Here is a 15,178-nt window from a genome sequence, read left to right as displayed (position 1 = left end):
ACCCACCGGGTGCTCAACGATCAACGGGTGCCGTACAGCACCACGGTCTTGCCGCGGGCGTGCAACAGGCCATCGGTCTGCAGCTTCTTCAGCACGCGGCCGGCCATTTCGCGCGAGCAGCCGACGAGGCGGGCCAGTTCCTGGCGCGAGACGCGCAGCTGGCTGCCCTGCGGATGGCTCATCGCCTCCGGCTCCTGCGCCAGGTCGTGCAGGGTGCGCACGATCCGGTCGGTAACGTCCAGGAATGCCAGGCGGCTGGCCTTGCGGCTGGTGTCGAGCAGGCGCTTGGAGATCTGCTGGCCCAGCGCGTAGAGCAGGCGCGGGGCATCGGCCGACAGCGGGCCGAGGAACAGCTGGTGCAGGCGCTCGTAGCTGATTTCGGCCAGCTCGCAGGCGGTACGGGTCCTCAGGATCACCTCGCGGCGGTCCGATTCAACGAACAGGCCCATCTCGCCGACGAACTCGCCGGCACCGAAGTAGCCCAGCACCAGCTCGCGATCGTCATCTTCCTCGGCCATGATCGAAACCGAGCCGCTGATGACGTAATACAGGGTTCCCGCCGGGTCACCGGGTCGGAAGACGTCGGTACGGGTGGGGTATCGCCGCCTGTGGCTGTGCGCCAGGAAACGATCGATTGTGGCGATATCCAGGGCCAGTGGACTGCTAGCTAGGCGCACGGTTGACACGATAGGAGCGCTCCCTCTGCGCATGAACGGATTCACGGGGTCGATAGCGGAGCTTAACCAGCGCAATTGTTAAGGGCAAACAGTGTGCCAGATGTGAGCGCTCTTCACGTTCCCCCCGGGGACAGTTTGCCCCATAATTCCCCCTTTCCCTTCTTACACAGGAATCGACCGCCGTGGTCAAGCCGTTGCCTCGCCTGAGGCTGCAGGGTTTCAACAACCTCACCAAGGCGCTGAGCTTCAACATCTATGACGTGTGTTACGCGCGCACCGAAGAGGAGCGTCAGCGTTACATTGAATACATCGATGAAGAGTACAACGCCGACAGGCTGACTCAAATCTTGACCGATGTCGCCGAGATCATCGGCGCCAACATCCTGAACGTGGCCCGCCAGGACTACGATCCGCAGGGTGCCTCGGTGACCATCCTGATCTCCGAAGAACCGGTGATCGACAAGAAGCAGGCCGGCAAGGAGCTGATCTCCGATGCCGTGGTCGCGCACATGGACAAGTCGCACATCACCGTGCACACCTATCCGGAAACGCACCCGCAGGAAGGTATCGCCACCTTCCGCGCCGACATCGACGTGGCCACCTGCGGCGTCATTTCGCCGTTGAAGGCGTTGAACTACCTGATCGAAAGCCTCGAGTCGGACATCGTGATCATGGACTACCGCGTCCGTGGCTTCACCCGCGATGTGAAGGGCAAGAAGCACTACATCGATCACAAGATCAACTCGATCCAGAACTTCCTGGCCAAGAACATCAAGTCGCGTTACGAGATGTTCGACGTCAACGTCTACCAGGAAAACATCTTCCACACGAAGATGCACCTGAAGGACTTCGACCTGGACCAGTACCTGTTCGAGGAAAAGGCCAAGAACCTGTCGTTCAAGGAACGCATGAAGATCGAAGCGCTGCTCAAGCGCGAGATCGAAGAGCTGTTCCACGGCCGGAACCTGTCCGAGTAAGCCCCATGTGCGATGCCCGCAGGCATCGCCGCCCAGGCGGGACGACCCGCCCCGTGGAACCAGTGCCCCGCACGCGTTACAGTTCCACGGTGATGTACCGACCCACGGCCCGGTGTGAAAACACCGGGCCGTTTCGTTTTTCTCAAAAAAGGTAAGGAGCCCCCACCCATGCCCTGGATCTACCTGCTGCTGGCCGGCCTGTTCGAGATCGGTTTCGCCCTCGGAATGAAGTACTCCGAAGGCTTCAGTAAACCCCTTCCCACCGCTGCCACGGTCGTGTCCGCGCTGATCAGCCTGTACCTGATGAGCCAGGCGATGAAGAGCATCCCGGTCGGTACCGCCTACGCGATCTGGACCGGTATCGGCGCCATGGGCGTGGCGGTGCTGGGCATCTACCTGTTCAACGACAGCGCATCGCCGGCCCGCCTGGCCTGCGTGGGCCTGATCGTGGCCGGTGTGATCGGCCTGAAGCTGGTCTCGCCCAACTAAGGCGGCCCGACCAACGGTCGGGCCCCACCGTCGGGCCCGCCGTGCCCTTGGGTAGGCCCCCACCGTTGGTGGGGCGCCCCGGTCAAATGCGGTAGGCGATGGTCTTCATGACCTTTGAAGCCAGCGCCATCGCGCCCGGGATCGGGAACGGCAGGCGGCGTGCGCCGGCCTGCTCGGCGTGGTCCGCATGGCGGGCCTCGTCTTCCTTCATCACGGCGATGACCGCGCGGCTGCGCAGGTCGCCGGCCGGCAGGTCGACCAGGTGCTCGTCCAGATGGGCTTCCACCTGGCGCTCGGTCTCGACCACGAAGCCCAGGTTCCAGCCGTCGCCGCGCAGCCCGGCCAGGGTGCCGATGGTGTAGCTGCCGGCGTACCAGAGCGGGTTGAACAGGCTCGGACGGCTGTCCAGTTCGCCCAGGCGGGTGGCGCACCAGGCCAGGTGGTCGGTTTCTTCCTGGGCCGCTTCCAGCAGGTGTTCACGCGTGGCCGGGTCGCGGGCCACGGCCGCCTGGCCGAAGTAAAGGCCCTGTGCGCAGACCTCGCCGACGTGGTTGATCCGCATCAGGCCGGCCGCGTGGCGGCGTTCGGTGCTGTCCATGCCCGGCTCGTCGGTGTCCGCAGCCGGATAGGGGCGGGCCGCCGGCGGGTTGCCGAACACCGTGTCCAGGGCGCGCTGCGCCTCGGTCAGCAGGTGGTCCAGCGGGGTGATCTGGCGGAGCACGGTCATGGCGGTACACGGTGGGGCGGAAGACCCCGCGATTCTCGCCCGACCCCGTCCCCCTGCCAACCCGGTCAAGGGCCGGCTTGCAACGGGGGGCTGACCTGCGTACAATCCCGCCTCTTACGCTTCACCTTTTCACAACGCGTGGCAGAGTTCCGGCGAGCCTTTCGCCGCAATGAGCCCGACCTAACCTAGAGTTCTTCATGAGCACTTTCACTGCCAAGAACGAGACCGTCCAGCGCGACTGGTACCTCGTCGACGCCGAGGGCAAGACCCTGGGCCGTCTCGCCACCGAGCTGGCCCGCCGTCTGCGTGGCAAGCACAAGCCGGTCTACACCCCGCACGTTGATACCGGCGACTACCTGGTCGTCATCAATGCAGAAAAGATTGCCGTCACCGGCAAGAAGCTGCAGGACAAGATGTATCACCGTTTCACCGGTTACATCGGCAACCTGAAGACCGAATCCCTGGCACAGGCGCTGGAGCGCCACCCGGAGCGCGTGATCGAGATCGCCGTGAAGGGCATGCTGCCGAAGGGCCCGCTGGGTCGCCAGATGTACCGCAAGCTCAAGGTCTACGCCGGCACTGAGCATCCGCACGCCGCACAGCAGCCGCAGGTTCTGGATATCTAATCATGGCTATCACTCAAAACTACGGCACTGGCCGCCGCAAGTCCTCCACCGCTCGCGTGTTCCTGCGCAAGGGTTCGGGCAACATCACCGTCAATGGCCGTCCGCTGGACGAGTTCTTCGGTCGTGAGACCGCGCGCATGATCGTGCGCCAGCCGCTCGAGCTGACCAAGAACACCGAAAGCTTCGACATCCTGGTCACCGCCGCTGGCGGCGGCACCACCGGCCAAGCCGGTGCGATCCGTCTGGGCATCGCCCGTGCTCTGGTCGAGTACGACGAAACCCTGAAGTCCGAGCTGCGCAAGGCTGGCTTCATGACCCGTGACGCCCGTGAAGTCGAGCGTAAGAAGGTCGGTCTGCACAAGGCCCGCCGCGCCACCCAGTTCTCCAAGCGCTGATTTACCGCGCCTGGTTGGGCTCCCTCGGGAGCCCGCTGGATGGAAAAGCAAAAGCCCGGCTTCGGCCGGGCTTTTGTCGTTCTGGGGTGAGGCATTTCCAGGTTTTGCCGGCCAGTGGTTGGCGATAGGGGGTGTCAGAGCCTTTTCCTTTGAAAAAGGATCCGACCCCGGGCCCCTCTCTGGAGAGGAGCCCCCTTGTTGTTCAAGGGGACGCGCCGACAGGCGCGGGGATAAGGTGGGATGCGTGACCAAACAAAAAAGAAAAAAGCCTGATCGAAAGATCAGGCTTTTTTCTTTTTTGTTTGGCTGCCCCGGATGGATTCGAACCACCGAATGCCTGAGTCAGAGTCAGGTGCCTTACCGCTTGGCGACGGGGCAAAACGTGCAACTATTTTCTCACTTTTCACGCTGAAAAACAACTTGATTTTCAGTGTGGTGGCTATGGGTGGACTCGAACCACCGACCCCAGCATTATGAGTGCTGTGCTCTAACCGGCTGAGCTACATAGCCTTGGTGAGCCCGCTATTCTGCGGATGTGTACCGCCCCTGTCAACACTTTTGTGTCGTGCTTGTGGGCCGACAGAGGGCATGGGATAGTCCCGGCCAGTAGATTTTCTTAGGAGTCCGCATCGTGATCGATCCGGACGGCTATCGACCGAACGTCGGCATCGTGCTGATGCGGCAGGACGGCCAGGTGTTCTGGGCACGACGCGTGCGCCGGGACGGCTGGCAGTTCCCGCAGGGTGGCATGAACACCGACGAGACGCCTGTCGAGGCCATGTATCGTGAACTGCAGGAAGAGACCGGCCTGCTGCCCGAGCATGTGGAAGTGCTCGGGGCGACGCCCGGCTGGCTGCGCTACAAGCTGCCGGCGCGGGCCATCCGCCGCAATGAGCGGCAGGTCTGCATCGGCCAGAAGCAAGTCTGGTTCCTGCTGCGCCTGACCGGCGACGAATCCCACGTGAAGCTGGACCACACCGACTCGCCCGAGTTCGACCACTGGCGCTGGGTGGACTTCTGGTACCCGGTGGAGCATGTGGTGATGTTCAAGCGCGGCGTCTATGCGCGTGCGTTGCGACATCTGGCGCCGCTGGCACGCGGGGTGGCCGGGCAGGGCGTGACCGCCATGCCCAAGAGCGCTGCGGAGGCCTGGATGCCGGGCCATACCGCCGGGCATGACCGCCCACGCAAGCGCCCACGGACCCGCGGCTACTGGCCGAAGAAGGCCACCGGCGATGGCCCGGCCACGTGACCGTCTGAACCGTATCGAGAATGGTTCAGGTCTCTGATTGACAACCATTCTCGTTTCCATTGGAATAGCCAACAGGCCACTCTTGGCCTGTCAGCCCGGTTCACGCCTGTGTACGTCTGCATCTGCAACGGAGTCACCGACCACCAGATCCGCGAAGCCGCCAGCCATGGCGTCAGCACGGTGGCCGAACTGACCATGCGTACCGGTTGTGGTGCCACCTGCGGTTCCTGCCTGGACATGGCCGGCGATCTGCTGGCCAAGGCGCGTGCCACCCACGATCTGCCGCTGCCGGTCCTCGGTCTGGCCCAGGTCGCCTGATCGTCTCTTTCGCGGCGCGTTGACGCCGCGCTTTCGCATCCTTCACGTGCGGCCGCACAGGCCAATGCGCACGATTCGCGTTCCTTCACGGCCGCGCACAAGGCGTTAAAGTGCCTGCGTTTTCAGCGTGCAGGAGCACCCCCATGAAGGGCGACACCAAGGTCATCGAATTCCTCAACAAGGTCCTCTACAACGAGCTGACCGCGATCAACCAGTACTTCCTGCACGCCAAGATGCTGAAGAACTGGGGCATCAAGGAGCTGGCCGAACACGAGTACAAGGAATCGATCGACGAGATGAAGCATGCCGACATGCTTGCCGACCGCATCCTGTTCCTCGAAGGCCTGCCGAATTTCCAGGCGCTGGGCAAGCTGCGCATCGGCGAGAACCCGACCGAGATCCTGCAGTGCGACCTGTCGCTGGAGCGCGACGGCGTAGTGACCCTGCGCGAGGCCGTGGCCTACTCCGATTCGGTGGGTGACTACGTCAGCCGCCAGCTGTTCGTGAAGATCCTCGACTCGGAAGAAGAGCACATCGACTGGCTGGAAACCCAGCTCGACCTGATCGAGCGTATCGGCGAGCCGAAGTACCTGCTCAGCAAGCTGGAAGAGTGACGTAGCGTCGAGCTTGCTCGACTGTGATCAGCATGGCGATGGTCGAGCAAGCTCGACGCTACCGATGCTGTGCCAGGTAGCCCGTCAGCGCCACGCGCGCCCGGGCGAATTCGGCAACCAGCAGCGCCACCGCCACTGCGGGGCGCTGCAGGCTGCCACTACGGGCTTCGTGCTCGATCCGCTGCGCGATTGCCGACAGCGACAACGCCCCCACGTTCGCACTCGATGATTTAAGGCTGTGGGCGATTGCCTGCAGTCGCGGCTCGTCGCTGCTCTGCGCGGCCTGCTGCAGCTGCTGCACCATCGCCGGCGCATCCTCCAGGAACACCGAGACGATCTGGAGGGCGGTATCGCCGATCACCGCGTGCAGTTCGTCCAGCACATCACGGTCCAGCACCGGTTGCGTCACCGCTTGGCTTTTCGTCTCTTGTAGAGCCGGGCCATGCTCGGCTGGCGGGATCCCACTGGCCCCGGATGCATCGCCGTCGAGCAAGCTCGACGCTACGACATCGCGTGATCGCTGCCCCCAGCGCTTCAACAGCGCATGCAAGGTGGCGCGCGCGATCGGCTTGGACAGGTAATCGTCCATGCCGGCCTGCAGGCAGCGTTCGCGGTCACCGGCCATGGCGTTGGCCGTCATCGCGATGATCGGCAACCGCGAGCGCCCGGTTTCCGTTTCTTCCGCACGCCAGCGGCGCGTGGCGGCGTAGCCGTCCAGCACCGGCATCTGGCAATCCATCAGCACCACGTCCACGCCGCCCTCGCGAAGGGCGGCCAGTGCCTGCTCGCCGTCGGCGGCGTTGCGCACCTCGCACTGGAACACGCGCAGCAGATGCTCGGCCACCATCCGGTTGACCGTGTTGTCTTCCACCAGCAGCACGCGCAGGTGCAGTGGCGGCAGCGTCGGTGCGGGCAAGCCTTCTTCGGCATTGGCCAGCAGAGCGGCAGGGCGGGCAGGCGTGGCAGGCGCCGCCAGCAGTGCATGCAGGGCTGCATCATCGAAATGCGGGAGCAGCTGGCGTTGGCGCGGGCGTTGTGCAGGCGTGTCTTCCTGCAGCCACAGTACCTGCAGTGCATCATCGTCGCCGCGCTCGGCCAGCGCCTGCTGCAGCGTGACCTCGCCGTTGCGGCGGGTGCGGGAATCGACAATCAGCCATGCCGGTGCTGGTTGTCCGGGCCGCGCGGGAGCGCGCAGGCGCTCGACCACGGCATCCAGCTGTGCCAGCACCTGCACCTGCAGCCCATGGTGGGCGGCGATGCGCTCGATGCGTGCCTGCAGCGTTGCATCGGCGCTGAACAACAGTAGCGCTGCGGGGGCGCGCGCCATCGCAGGCAGGTCGCCGGGTACTTTCAGCAGCGGGATCTCGAACCAGAACGTTGCGCCCTGGCCGGGCGTGGACTGCACGCCGATCTGCCCGTGCATCAGGTCGATGATGCGCTTGCAGATGGCCAGGCCCAGGCCGGTGCCACCGTAGATGCGCGTGGTCGAGGCATCGGCCTGGCTGAAGGACTGGAACAGGCGTGCCTGCAGTGCCTCATCGATGCCGATGCCGGTGTCGATGATCTCGAAGCGCAGCTGGTGCTGGGCCGCACCTTCGCCCAGGCGCTGCACGCGCAGCTGCACCTGGCCGCGGGCGGTGAACTTGATGGCATTGGCCAGCAGGTTGCTCAGCACCTGGCGCAGGCGTACCGGGTCGCCGCGCACCGGCAGGCGCACCGATGGGTCAAGCTGCAGGGCCAGGGACAGGCCCTTGGCATCGGCGGCGCGCTGCATCAGCTGCACCACGCCATCGAGCAGTTCGCGCAGGTTGAAGCTGGTGATCTCCAGTTCCAGCGCCTGCGCTTCCAGCCGGGAGTAGTCGAGGATGTCGTCGACGATGCGCAGCAGCTGCTGTGAACTGGCCGAAGCGGTGGCCAGCATCTGCCGCTGGTCCTCACCCAGCGGCCCGCGCGCGATCAGCTCCAGCATCGGCAGGATGCCGTTGAGCGGCGTGCGGATCTCGTGGCTCATCGTGGCCAGGAACTCGCCCTTGGCCAGCACGGCCGCTTCGGCGGCCTGCTTGGCCTGCAGCAGCTGCTGTTCCAGCTGGCCCTGGCGTTCGGTGGTATGGCGCAGCTGGTCGCGCTCGGCGGCCAGCGCGCTGTGCTCGCGCTGCAGCTGGGCCAGTGCCCGGCTGCGCGCGCGCAGGCGCATGCCCAACAGCAGCAGTGCGACGGCCGCAGCAAGGGCAACCAGCAGCACGCCCCACAGCGGCACCTCAGAGCACCGCGTTGTGGAAGTCGAAGTTCAGGTCACTGCCGGCCGACTGCACCATGTTGCCCTGGATGTAATCGACGCCGCCGACCCACATCGCTGCCGCGGCCTGCGGGTCCTCGATCTGCTGGCCGATGATCTGCAGCCCGGCGGCATGCGCCTGTTCGATCGCCTTGCGCAGTTCCTCGCGCGTGGCCGGGTTGGAATGGCTGCTGGAGAAACGCGCGGCCATGCGCACGAACGACAGCGGCAGCTGGGTCAGCAGTGCATCGGCTTCGCCACTGGGTTCGAACTGGCTCAGGCAGAAGCGCACGCCGGCGCCGGCCATGCGTTGGCAGAACTGCTGCAGCGGCACGGTGTGGATCAGCGCGTCGGGCAGGCGCACGTCGATCACCAGCGCACTGCCGGGCAGGTCACGCTGCTGCAGTGATTCCAGCAGCCAGTCGCCAAAGGCATCGCGCTGCAGGGTGCGCAGCGACTGCGAAACGAACAGGTTCAGCGGTTGCGTTGCGTGCCTGTACAGGTCCAGCAGGCCCAGCGCATGGTCCATCACCTGCTGGTCGAGGTCGGCGATGCGGCCTGCCGCTTCGGCGGCGGGAATCACCTGGCCGGCCGCCAGCACCGTGCCGTCGGCCTGGCGCAGGCGCAGCAGCAGCTGGTACTGCGCGGTGTTGCCACCGGCGACGGCGACGATCGGCTGATAGGCCAGCTCCAGCTGGCCTTCCAGCAGTGCCAGGTGTTCCTGTTCGGTGACGGCCTGGCGATGCACGTGGCCCGCCACGCCGGCGCTGAGCAGGCGTGCCTGCAGGGTGGTGCGCTCGACCGCTTCCAGTGCAGCGTTGGCATCGTCGAAGCCCGGCGACAGCGGCGCGTAACCCACCACGCCGCGCAGATGCACCGATTCATCATCGCGGATCACGAAGGCGCGCGCCGAGAGCTGCTCACGCAGGGTCGCGGCGATGCTTTCCAGGCTGTCTTCATCGGTATTGCGGGCCAGCAGCAGGAAGCTGTTGTCGTTCAGGCGTGCCAGCAGGTGCGGATGGCCGGCCTCGGCCAGGCGCTGCCCGGCCTGCACCATCAGGCGCTCGAAGGCGGCGTAGCCATAGCGTTCGCGCAGGCCCAGCGCGCTGGCCACTTCAATGAAGAACACGCCGCCCCGGTCGCGATGGGTGAGGGTGGCGTTGAGTTGCTGCAGCACGTGGTGACGTGTCGGCAGGCCGGTTTCCGGATTGCTGGTGGCCGGTGCGCCGGTAGCACCAGGCAGGGTCGCTGCCTGCGCACGTGCGCGGCGGATGCGGTTGGCCACGGCGGCGATCAGGTGGCGGGGGCGGATCGGCTTGCTCAGATAATCGTCGGCGCCGCTGTCGAGCACCTCGAACTGGCGTTCCGGGTCCGGATCGCCGCTCAGGAACACGATCGGCAGCAACTGCAGGCCAGGCTGCTGGCGGATCAGCGCGGTCAGGCGCATGCCATCCAGGCCGGGCAGGTGCAGGTCCATCAGGATCAGGTCGGGGCGATGCTCCTTGATCGCCTGCAGCGCGCCGTCGGCATCGCTGTGCACGATCGCCTGCATGCCGGCGCCATGCAGCACGCTCTGTGCGAACAGGGCCTGCGCGCGGTCGTCCTCGACGATCAGCACGCGGTAGGGCGAATCGGAGGGCGGCGGCGCCTGGTCGTTGTTGCCAGCCTCGGCAAGCACGGCCGGGGCCGGCAACGGCGGCGGTGCGCTGCCGATCGATGCGGGTGCGTCGGAGGCGGCCAGCGGCGGAACCGCGGCCGGCGCTGCGGCGACCGCGCTCGCCGGTTCAGCGGTCCAGCGTTGCCAATGATCGGCCGGAGGGGTTTCAGCGCGTCCCGGGCGGGCGCCCGCGGGGGATTCGTTTGCGGCCATCGGTGCTCCTGGTGTTCGCGTCCATTATGCGACAAGCCCGGCGATCAACCGGTACCGGGCTGGCGTGGACTGTCGGGCGACGCACTGCGTGCCAGCCAGCGCACGCCCTTCCACAAGGTGCGCCAGACCAGCCACACCAGCAGCGCGCCGGCCAGGCTGCAGGCCAGCACCACGATCAGCGCGATCCACGGGTGTGCCAGGGCCAGGGCCAGGCCACCGACCACCACGGTGTCCTCGGCGGCGGAGGCCACCCAGTTGCTGGCAGGCTCGGGCGAGGTATTGAGCAGGGCGCGGGTGCCGGCCTTCAGGCCATGGCTGGCCAGCGCGACACCGGCACCGGCAGCAAGTGCGCCGGTGCCCAGCTGCCCATCCGGCGACAGCGTGGCTGCGGCAAGGAAGGCACCTGCGGGTACGCGTGCCAGGGTCTGCACCAGATCCCACGCCGAGTCGACGCCGGGAATCTTGTCGGCGAAGAATTCGGTCACCGCCAGCGCTGCCGAGGTGCCCAGCACCCACCACGATTCCGTGGCCTGCAGGGCCGGCGGCAGGTCGACCCAGCCGAGCAGGCCGGCCAGGCCGACACCGAACACGGTGAGGTAGACGCGGATGCCGGCCAGCCAAGCCAGCAGGATGCCGATCACGAACAGGTGGGCTTCGGTCATGGCGATGCTCCGGCGACGGAACTGTGCAGGGGACCACACTATCGACGATGGCATGCCTGAACGCCACAGACGGTGGCTCGCCACTGCGCAGGAAACCCACCCGTCCTGTCATACACTAGCCCGTCGTTTGCCACAGGGGCCGTACCGGTGTCGCCCTCGCGATGCCCCGGAATCCACCCATGACCAACCGTCCTCCCATGCGCGTGCAGGTTCGCCTGCCCGGCGCGCCGCAACCGCCGGCCGACCGTCGCCGCCTGCTGGTGATCGGTGGCATCTGGCTGCTCAGCCTGGTGCTGGCCGTGCTGGGTGGCTGCTGGATGGCCACGCCGCGCGATGCACAGGGCCAGCGCCTGCAGGCCGCCGAGAAGCGCGCCGAGACGTTGCAGGCGCAGCTGACCGAACTGCGCCAGAAGCAGGCCACGCTGGAAGCCTCCGACCGCATCAGCCGCGCTGCCAACACCGAGGTGCAGTCCTCGCTGGCCGAACGCGATGAGGAAATCGCCGGCCTGCGTGCCGACGTTGCCTTCTATGAGCGCCTGGTGGGTTCGACCAGCCAGCGCAAGGGCCTGAACACCCATTCGATCGAGTTCAGCCCGGAAGCGGCCGGCACCTGGCAGTACACCGCCGTGCTGACACAGAACCTCAACCGCGGCGCCATCAGCCAAGGGCAGATGCGTTTCACCGTGGAAGGCGTCAAGAACGGCAAGCTGGCCACGATCAGCTGGGATGATCTGCACCAGCGCAGCAAGGTACCGGGACAGGATTACTCGTTCCGGTACTTCCAGCAGCTCACCGGCAGCGTGATGCTGCCTGCTGACTTCACCCCGCAACGCGTGCGGGTGACATTGGGGAGTGGTACGGGGGGTACCACCCAGGTATTCGACTGGAAACAGGCCGGTGCGCCGGCCGCCAAAGGGGAGTAGGCAGATGTTCGGAAGCAGCAAATCCAACCGTGAAGGCCAGCTGGTGGTGGATGCCCTGATCGGCAACCAGGTGGTGATCCGCGGTGATGTGGAATTCAGTGGTGGCCTGTATGTGGAAGGCCGCATCCATGGCAAGGTGATCGCCGCCGAAGGCGCCAGTGGCGCGACCCTGACGGTCGCCGAGCATGGCGTGATCGAAGGTGAGATCCGTGCCCAGGTGGTGGTCATCAGTGGACGACTGGACGGCGACGTGCATGCCACCGAGAAGGTCGAACTGACCCCGAGCGCGCGGGTCAATGGCAATGTCCATTACCAGGTGGTGGAGATGAATGCGGGTGCCCAGCTGAACGGCCGCCTGATCCATGCCAGCGCCCCGATGGCGGCCCTGCCGGCCCCGGAAGGTGATGAGGCCAATGGCGGCAAGGGTGACACCGCCGCACGCCGCAAGCTGGCCGAGGCGATGGCTTGAAAGCCATCGTCGGCACCCCCATGCTGACACCATGAGCACGCTAGTCTCCCTGCCCGGCGCCACCCCGGTCGCCGCGCCCGATTACCAGTCGCTGGAGCGCCCGCTGAACTTCACCGAGTCGGCGGCCGCCAAGGTCAAATCCCTGATCCAGGAAGAGGGCAACCCCGACCTGGCACTGCGCGTGTACATCGAAGGCGGTGGCTGTTCGGGCTTCCAGTACGGGTTCGAGTTCGACGAGAACCGTGCCGAGGATGACCTGGCGGTACAGACCAGCGGGGTGACCCTGCTGGTCGACCCGCTGAGCCTGCAGTACCTGATGGGCGCCGAGGTGGACTACACCGAGAGCCTGACCGGTGCCCAGTTCGTGATCCGCAACCCGAACGCCAAGACCACCTGCGGCTGCGGCAGCAGCTTCAGCATGTAAGAGGCCTGTGGCCGGAAGGTGCCAACCAAGGTTGGCACCTCAGTAGATCCACGCCATGCGTGGATGCTGTGCCTGCACGCCCACACCGGCAGATTGCGCACAGCGCCGAACTTGCCACCTGCATCGATTGGCGGCACGCTTGCCGGATGCCCAATACTCCTTCGCCGCTTTCCGGTTTCGCCTTCGTTGGCGAACCGCTGGAGCGCGCCGATGCCCTGCGCGACGATGCCGATGCACTGGCGCGCCTGTGGCCGGGCGCGCGCATTCTCGTGCTCGATCAGGACGGCAGCGCCTTCACCGGCGATGACGACCAGCCGCTGGCGCTGACCGGCGCCGACATCGGCGGCGGCCCCGGTGCCGCGATCTTCCTTGGCCTGCGTGGCGAGCAGGCCTGGTTCTCGGTCGAAGCCGCCAACGTTACCGTCACGGCCCCGCGCCGCCTCGACCTGCGCCAGGCCGCACTGCTGTGGCCGATGGCCGATGCGACCGCCTTCAGTTATGCCCGCGGCATGTCCTACTGGCACTCGCGCACCCGCTTCTGCGGCGTGTGCGGCGGCGCCGTGGCGTTTGCCCGTGGTGGCTTCGTCGGCCGCTGCGGGCAGTGCGCCACCGAGCACTACCCGCGTGTCGATCCCGCCGTGATCGTCGCCGTGGAAAACCAGGGCCGGCTGCTGCTGGGCCGGCAGTCGAACTGGGCACCGCGGCGTTACTCGGTGCTGGCCGGCTTCGTCGAACCCGGCGAGACCTTCGAGCAGACCGTGGTGCGTGAAGTGCACGAGGAGAGCAAGGTACGGGTGACCGCCTGCCAGTACCTCGGTTCGCAGCCGTGGCCGTTCCCGGGCGCGCTGATGATCGGTTTCCGTGCACAGGCGGAAGATGACCTGCCGACCGTGGATGGCGAGCTGGAAGATGCGCGCTGGTTCAGTGCCGACGAGGTCGGTGCTGCACTGGCACGCGATGTGGAGGACGATGGCCAGGGCATCCGCCTGTCGCCGCCGATCTCGATTTCGCGCGGCCTGATCGAACACTGGTACCGGCAGCAGAAGGGCTGAGCGGGGCTGACGGTGGCGCCTGTATTGCCGCCACCTGAACACGGCCCGGGTTACAGTCCGGTTCACCGCTGAGGGCACCGCTGCGACAGGTAAGGTAGCGACGCCGAGCGTTCTGTTTCGTAGGGAGACCTGCCATGTTCACCACTCTGGCCGCCGTGCTGGTGGCACTGGCCCTGGGCCATGTTGCCCCGGCCGCTGCCGCCTCGCTGCGCCGTTTCGACGGCTTCCGGCGTTGGCTGGGCTGGCTGGACGCGCGCGGTGGCAAGGCCTGGCAGGGGCCGGCCGGCGTTGCCCTGGCACTGCTGCCGCCGCTGCTGCTGATGGCGCTGCTGGCGTGGTTGCTGCGTGGGGTGCTGTTCGGCCTGCCGTCGCTGCTGCTGGGCGTGGCGGTGCTGGCGTGGTGCTGGGGCCCGCGCGATCTGGACCGCGATATCGAAGCGATCATCGATGCCGATGACGCGGCGACGCGCCAGGCCGCGGTGCGTAACCTGCAGGCGGCCGGTGGCAGCCTGCGCGAGGACATTCCGTCACTGGTCGAGGCAACCGTGCTCAACGCCTTGCGGCGCTGGTTCGCGGTGCTGTTCTGGTTCCTGCTGCTGGGCCCGGCCGGTGCTCTCGGTTACCGGCTGCTGGCGCTGATGGCGGAAAGCCCGATGCGTGCCCGCGTGCCGGTGGAGCCGCTGGCGCTGGCGCAGCGCCTGCTGGGCTGGATCGAGTGGCCGGTGGCGCAGCTGATGGCATTTTCGATGGCGCTGGTGGGCAACTTCGATACGGCGTGGAAGGCCTGGCGCCAGGCCCACGGCGAGCGCCTGGCCGGCAACATCGGCTTCCTGGGCGCGGTGGCGCGGGCCAGCGTCAATGCCGAGCTGCGCGAGGATGCGCACGATTACACCGAGGCGGGGCTGTTGCCGGTGTGGCAGCGGTTGCCGGACCTGCGGGATGCGATGAGCCTGGTGTGGCGGATGCTGCTGCTGTGGCTGGCGATCCTGGCCCTGCTGGTGATTGCAGGCTGGGTGACGTAGTTGCTTTGCAGGGCTTGCAGCCCTGCACCTGCAGAGGCAACAGCAACAGCAACAGCAACAGCTGGATTGCTGCGGGTTGGCGGGGTGGGTCGGATGGCGGGGGACGCCGTGAATCCGTCCGTGGAGGCTTGGTCGCCGCATCCATGCGGCTCACACCCCCGCCATCCGACCCACCCCGCCTTCGACAGATTCCCGCGGCTGTTGGTAGGTGTCGACCTTGGTCGACACGGTAGATCCACGCCATGCGTGGATGCAGAGCGAAGCGATCCGCTTCCGCTTTTGATCTTCTCTTTCTTTTCCGTGGTGGACGCGCACGGAAACTGTCCGTGGCCGGGCGGGATGGGTTTGCGGGGGTGTCCGCGGCATGGATGCCGCGGCCAAGCCTCCACGGACGGATTCACGGCGT

General features: G+C 66.4%; 17 protein-coding genes and 2 tRNA genes. 12 read left to right on the top strand and 7 right to left on the bottom strand.

Features of this window, described 5'->3' with window-relative positions; all coding sequences use genetic code 11:
- Positions 1-20 precede the first annotated feature (20 nt).
- Complete coding sequence (gene crp, locus N7573_RS10650; protein ID WP_010482649.1) at positions 21-710, bottom strand: cAMP-activated global transcriptional regulator CRP; 690 nt, start codon at positions 708-710, stop codon at positions 21-23.
- Positions 711-859: 149 nt separating this feature from the next.
- Here crp and speD point away from each other — a divergent pair, with 149 nt between their 5' ends.
- Together speD and sugE are read left to right on the top strand one after the other, a co-directional pair.
- Positions 860-1,654 carry an adenosylmethionine decarboxylase gene (gene speD / locus N7573_RS10645; RefSeq protein ID WP_006473908.1) on the top strand — a complete coding sequence of 265 codons (795 nt, stop codon included), beginning with the start codon at positions 860-862 and terminating at the stop codon, positions 1,652-1,654.
- Positions 1,655-1,822: 168 nt separating this feature from the next.
- Entirely contained in the window at positions 1,823-2,143 is a 321-nt protein-coding gene (gene sugE / locus N7573_RS10640) for a quaternary ammonium compound efflux SMR transporter SugE (protein WP_005411314.1), read from the top strand.
- Positions 2,144-2,225: 82 nt separating this feature from the next.
- Here the strand turns inward: sugE and coq7 are convergent, their stop codons facing one another.
- A complete protein-coding gene (coq7, locus tag N7573_RS10635; RefSeq protein WP_032127169.1) occupies positions 2,226-2,870 on the bottom strand; it encodes a 2-polyprenyl-3-methyl-6-methoxy-1,4-benzoquinone monooxygenase in 645 nt (214 codons plus the stop codon).
- Positions 2,871-3,067: 197 nt separating this feature from the next.
- Between coq7 and rplM the strand changes: the two genes are divergently transcribed.
- Both rplM and rpsI read left to right on the top strand, forming a co-directional pair.
- On the top strand, positions 3,068-3,496 hold the full coding sequence (rplM, locus tag N7573_RS10630) for a 50S ribosomal protein L13 (RefSeq protein ID WP_005414692.1): 429 nt from the start codon (positions 3,068-3,070) through the stop codon (positions 3,494-3,496).
- A gap of 2 nt (positions 3,497-3,498) precedes the next feature.
- Entirely contained in the window at positions 3,499-3,891 is a 393-nt protein-coding gene (gene rpsI, locus N7573_RS10625) for a 30S ribosomal protein S9 (protein ID WP_005411311.1), read from the top strand.
- A gap of 303 nt (positions 3,892-4,194) precedes the next feature.
- Here the strand turns inward: rpsI and N7573_RS10620 are convergent.
- A tRNA-Gln gene (locus N7573_RS10620) sits at positions 4,195-4,269 on the bottom strand.
- 55 nt (positions 4,270-4,324) lie between these two features.
- Positions 4,325-4,401: transfer RNA gene (locus N7573_RS10615), tRNA-Met, on the bottom strand.
- Positions 4,402-4,522: 121 nt separating this feature from the next.
- Between N7573_RS10615 and N7573_RS10610 the strand changes: the two genes are divergently transcribed.
- The 3 genes from N7573_RS10610 (at position 4,523) to bfr (ending at position 6,075) form a co-directional block, all read left to right on the top strand.
- Positions 4,523-5,143: an RNA pyrophosphohydrolase gene (locus tag N7573_RS10610; protein WP_032127170.1), complete on the top strand. Its 621-nt coding sequence runs from the start codon at positions 4,523-4,525 to the stop codon at positions 5,141-5,143.
- A gap of 108 nt (positions 5,144-5,251) precedes the next feature.
- Positions 5,252-5,461 carry a bacterioferritin-associated ferredoxin gene (locus tag N7573_RS10605; RefSeq protein WP_005411309.1) on the top strand — a complete coding sequence of 70 codons (210 nt, stop codon included), beginning with the start codon at positions 5,252-5,254 and terminating at the stop codon, positions 5,459-5,461.
- 143 nt (positions 5,462-5,604) lie between these two features.
- Complete coding sequence (gene bfr / locus N7573_RS10600; protein WP_005419804.1) at positions 5,605-6,075, top strand: bacterioferritin; 471 nt, start codon at positions 5,605-5,607, stop codon at positions 6,073-6,075.
- A 58-nt stretch (positions 6,076-6,133) separates the two neighbouring features.
- On the opposite strand, the gene N7573_RS10595 is transcribed toward bfr, so the two are convergent.
- Genes N7573_RS10595 through N7573_RS10585 form a run of 3 tightly spaced genes read right to left on the bottom strand, consistent with a single transcriptional unit; the run spans position 6,134 to position 10,882 of the window.
- Entirely contained in the window at positions 6,134-8,332 is a 2,199-nt protein-coding gene (locus tag N7573_RS10595) for an ATP-binding protein (protein WP_279913386.1), read from the bottom strand.
- Position 8,333: 1 nt separating this feature from the next.
- Positions 8,334-10,220, bottom strand: a complete 1,887-nt coding sequence (locus tag N7573_RS10590) for an EAL domain-containing protein (RefSeq protein WP_049424052.1) — start codon at positions 10,218-10,220, stop codon at positions 8,334-8,336.
- A 44-nt stretch (positions 10,221-10,264) separates the two neighbouring features.
- The gene (locus N7573_RS10585; RefSeq protein WP_005411305.1) at positions 10,265-10,882 is read right to left on the bottom strand and encodes a DUF4126 domain-containing protein; all 618 of its coding nucleotides are present in this window, start codon (positions 10,880-10,882) and stop codon (positions 10,265-10,267) included.
- 179 nt (positions 10,883-11,061) lie between these two features.
- Between N7573_RS10585 and N7573_RS10580 the strand changes: the two genes are divergently transcribed.
- From N7573_RS10580 to ampE, 5 genes are all read left to right on the top strand, one after another.
- Positions 11,062-11,805: a DUF6776 family protein gene (locus N7573_RS10580; RefSeq protein WP_019336613.1), complete on the top strand. Its 744-nt coding sequence runs from the start codon at positions 11,062-11,064 to the stop codon at positions 11,803-11,805.
- Positions 11,806-11,809: 4 nt separating this feature from the next.
- Positions 11,810-12,274: a polymer-forming cytoskeletal protein gene (locus N7573_RS10575; protein WP_006398829.1), complete on the top strand. Its 465-nt coding sequence runs from the start codon at positions 11,810-11,812 to the stop codon at positions 12,272-12,274.
- 31 nt (positions 12,275-12,305) lie between these two features.
- Entirely contained in the window at positions 12,306-12,698 is a 393-nt protein-coding gene (gene erpA / locus N7573_RS10570; protein WP_005419789.1) for an iron-sulfur cluster insertion protein ErpA, read from the top strand.
- A 146-nt stretch (positions 12,699-12,844) separates the two neighbouring features.
- Complete coding sequence (nudC, locus tag N7573_RS10565) at positions 12,845-13,750, top strand: NAD(+) diphosphatase (protein ID WP_049461256.1); 906 nt, start codon at positions 12,845-12,847, stop codon at positions 13,748-13,750.
- A 134-nt stretch (positions 13,751-13,884) separates the two neighbouring features.
- Positions 13,885-14,772 (top strand): regulatory signaling modulator protein AmpE, encoded by an 888-nt coding sequence (gene ampE / locus N7573_RS10560; protein ID WP_032127176.1) that lies wholly within the window; start codon positions 13,885-13,887, stop codon positions 14,770-14,772.
- Positions 14,773-15,178: the final 406 nt, after the last annotated feature.

This window comes from Stenotrophomonas sp. GD04054 (assembly GCF_029836955.1).
GTDB classification, from domain to species: Bacteria; Pseudomonadota; Gammaproteobacteria; order Xanthomonadales; family Xanthomonadaceae; genus Stenotrophomonas; species Stenotrophomonas maltophilia_A.
Note: the sequence above shows the minus strand (reverse complement) of the source record. Positions and strands in the feature narration are given on the sequence as shown.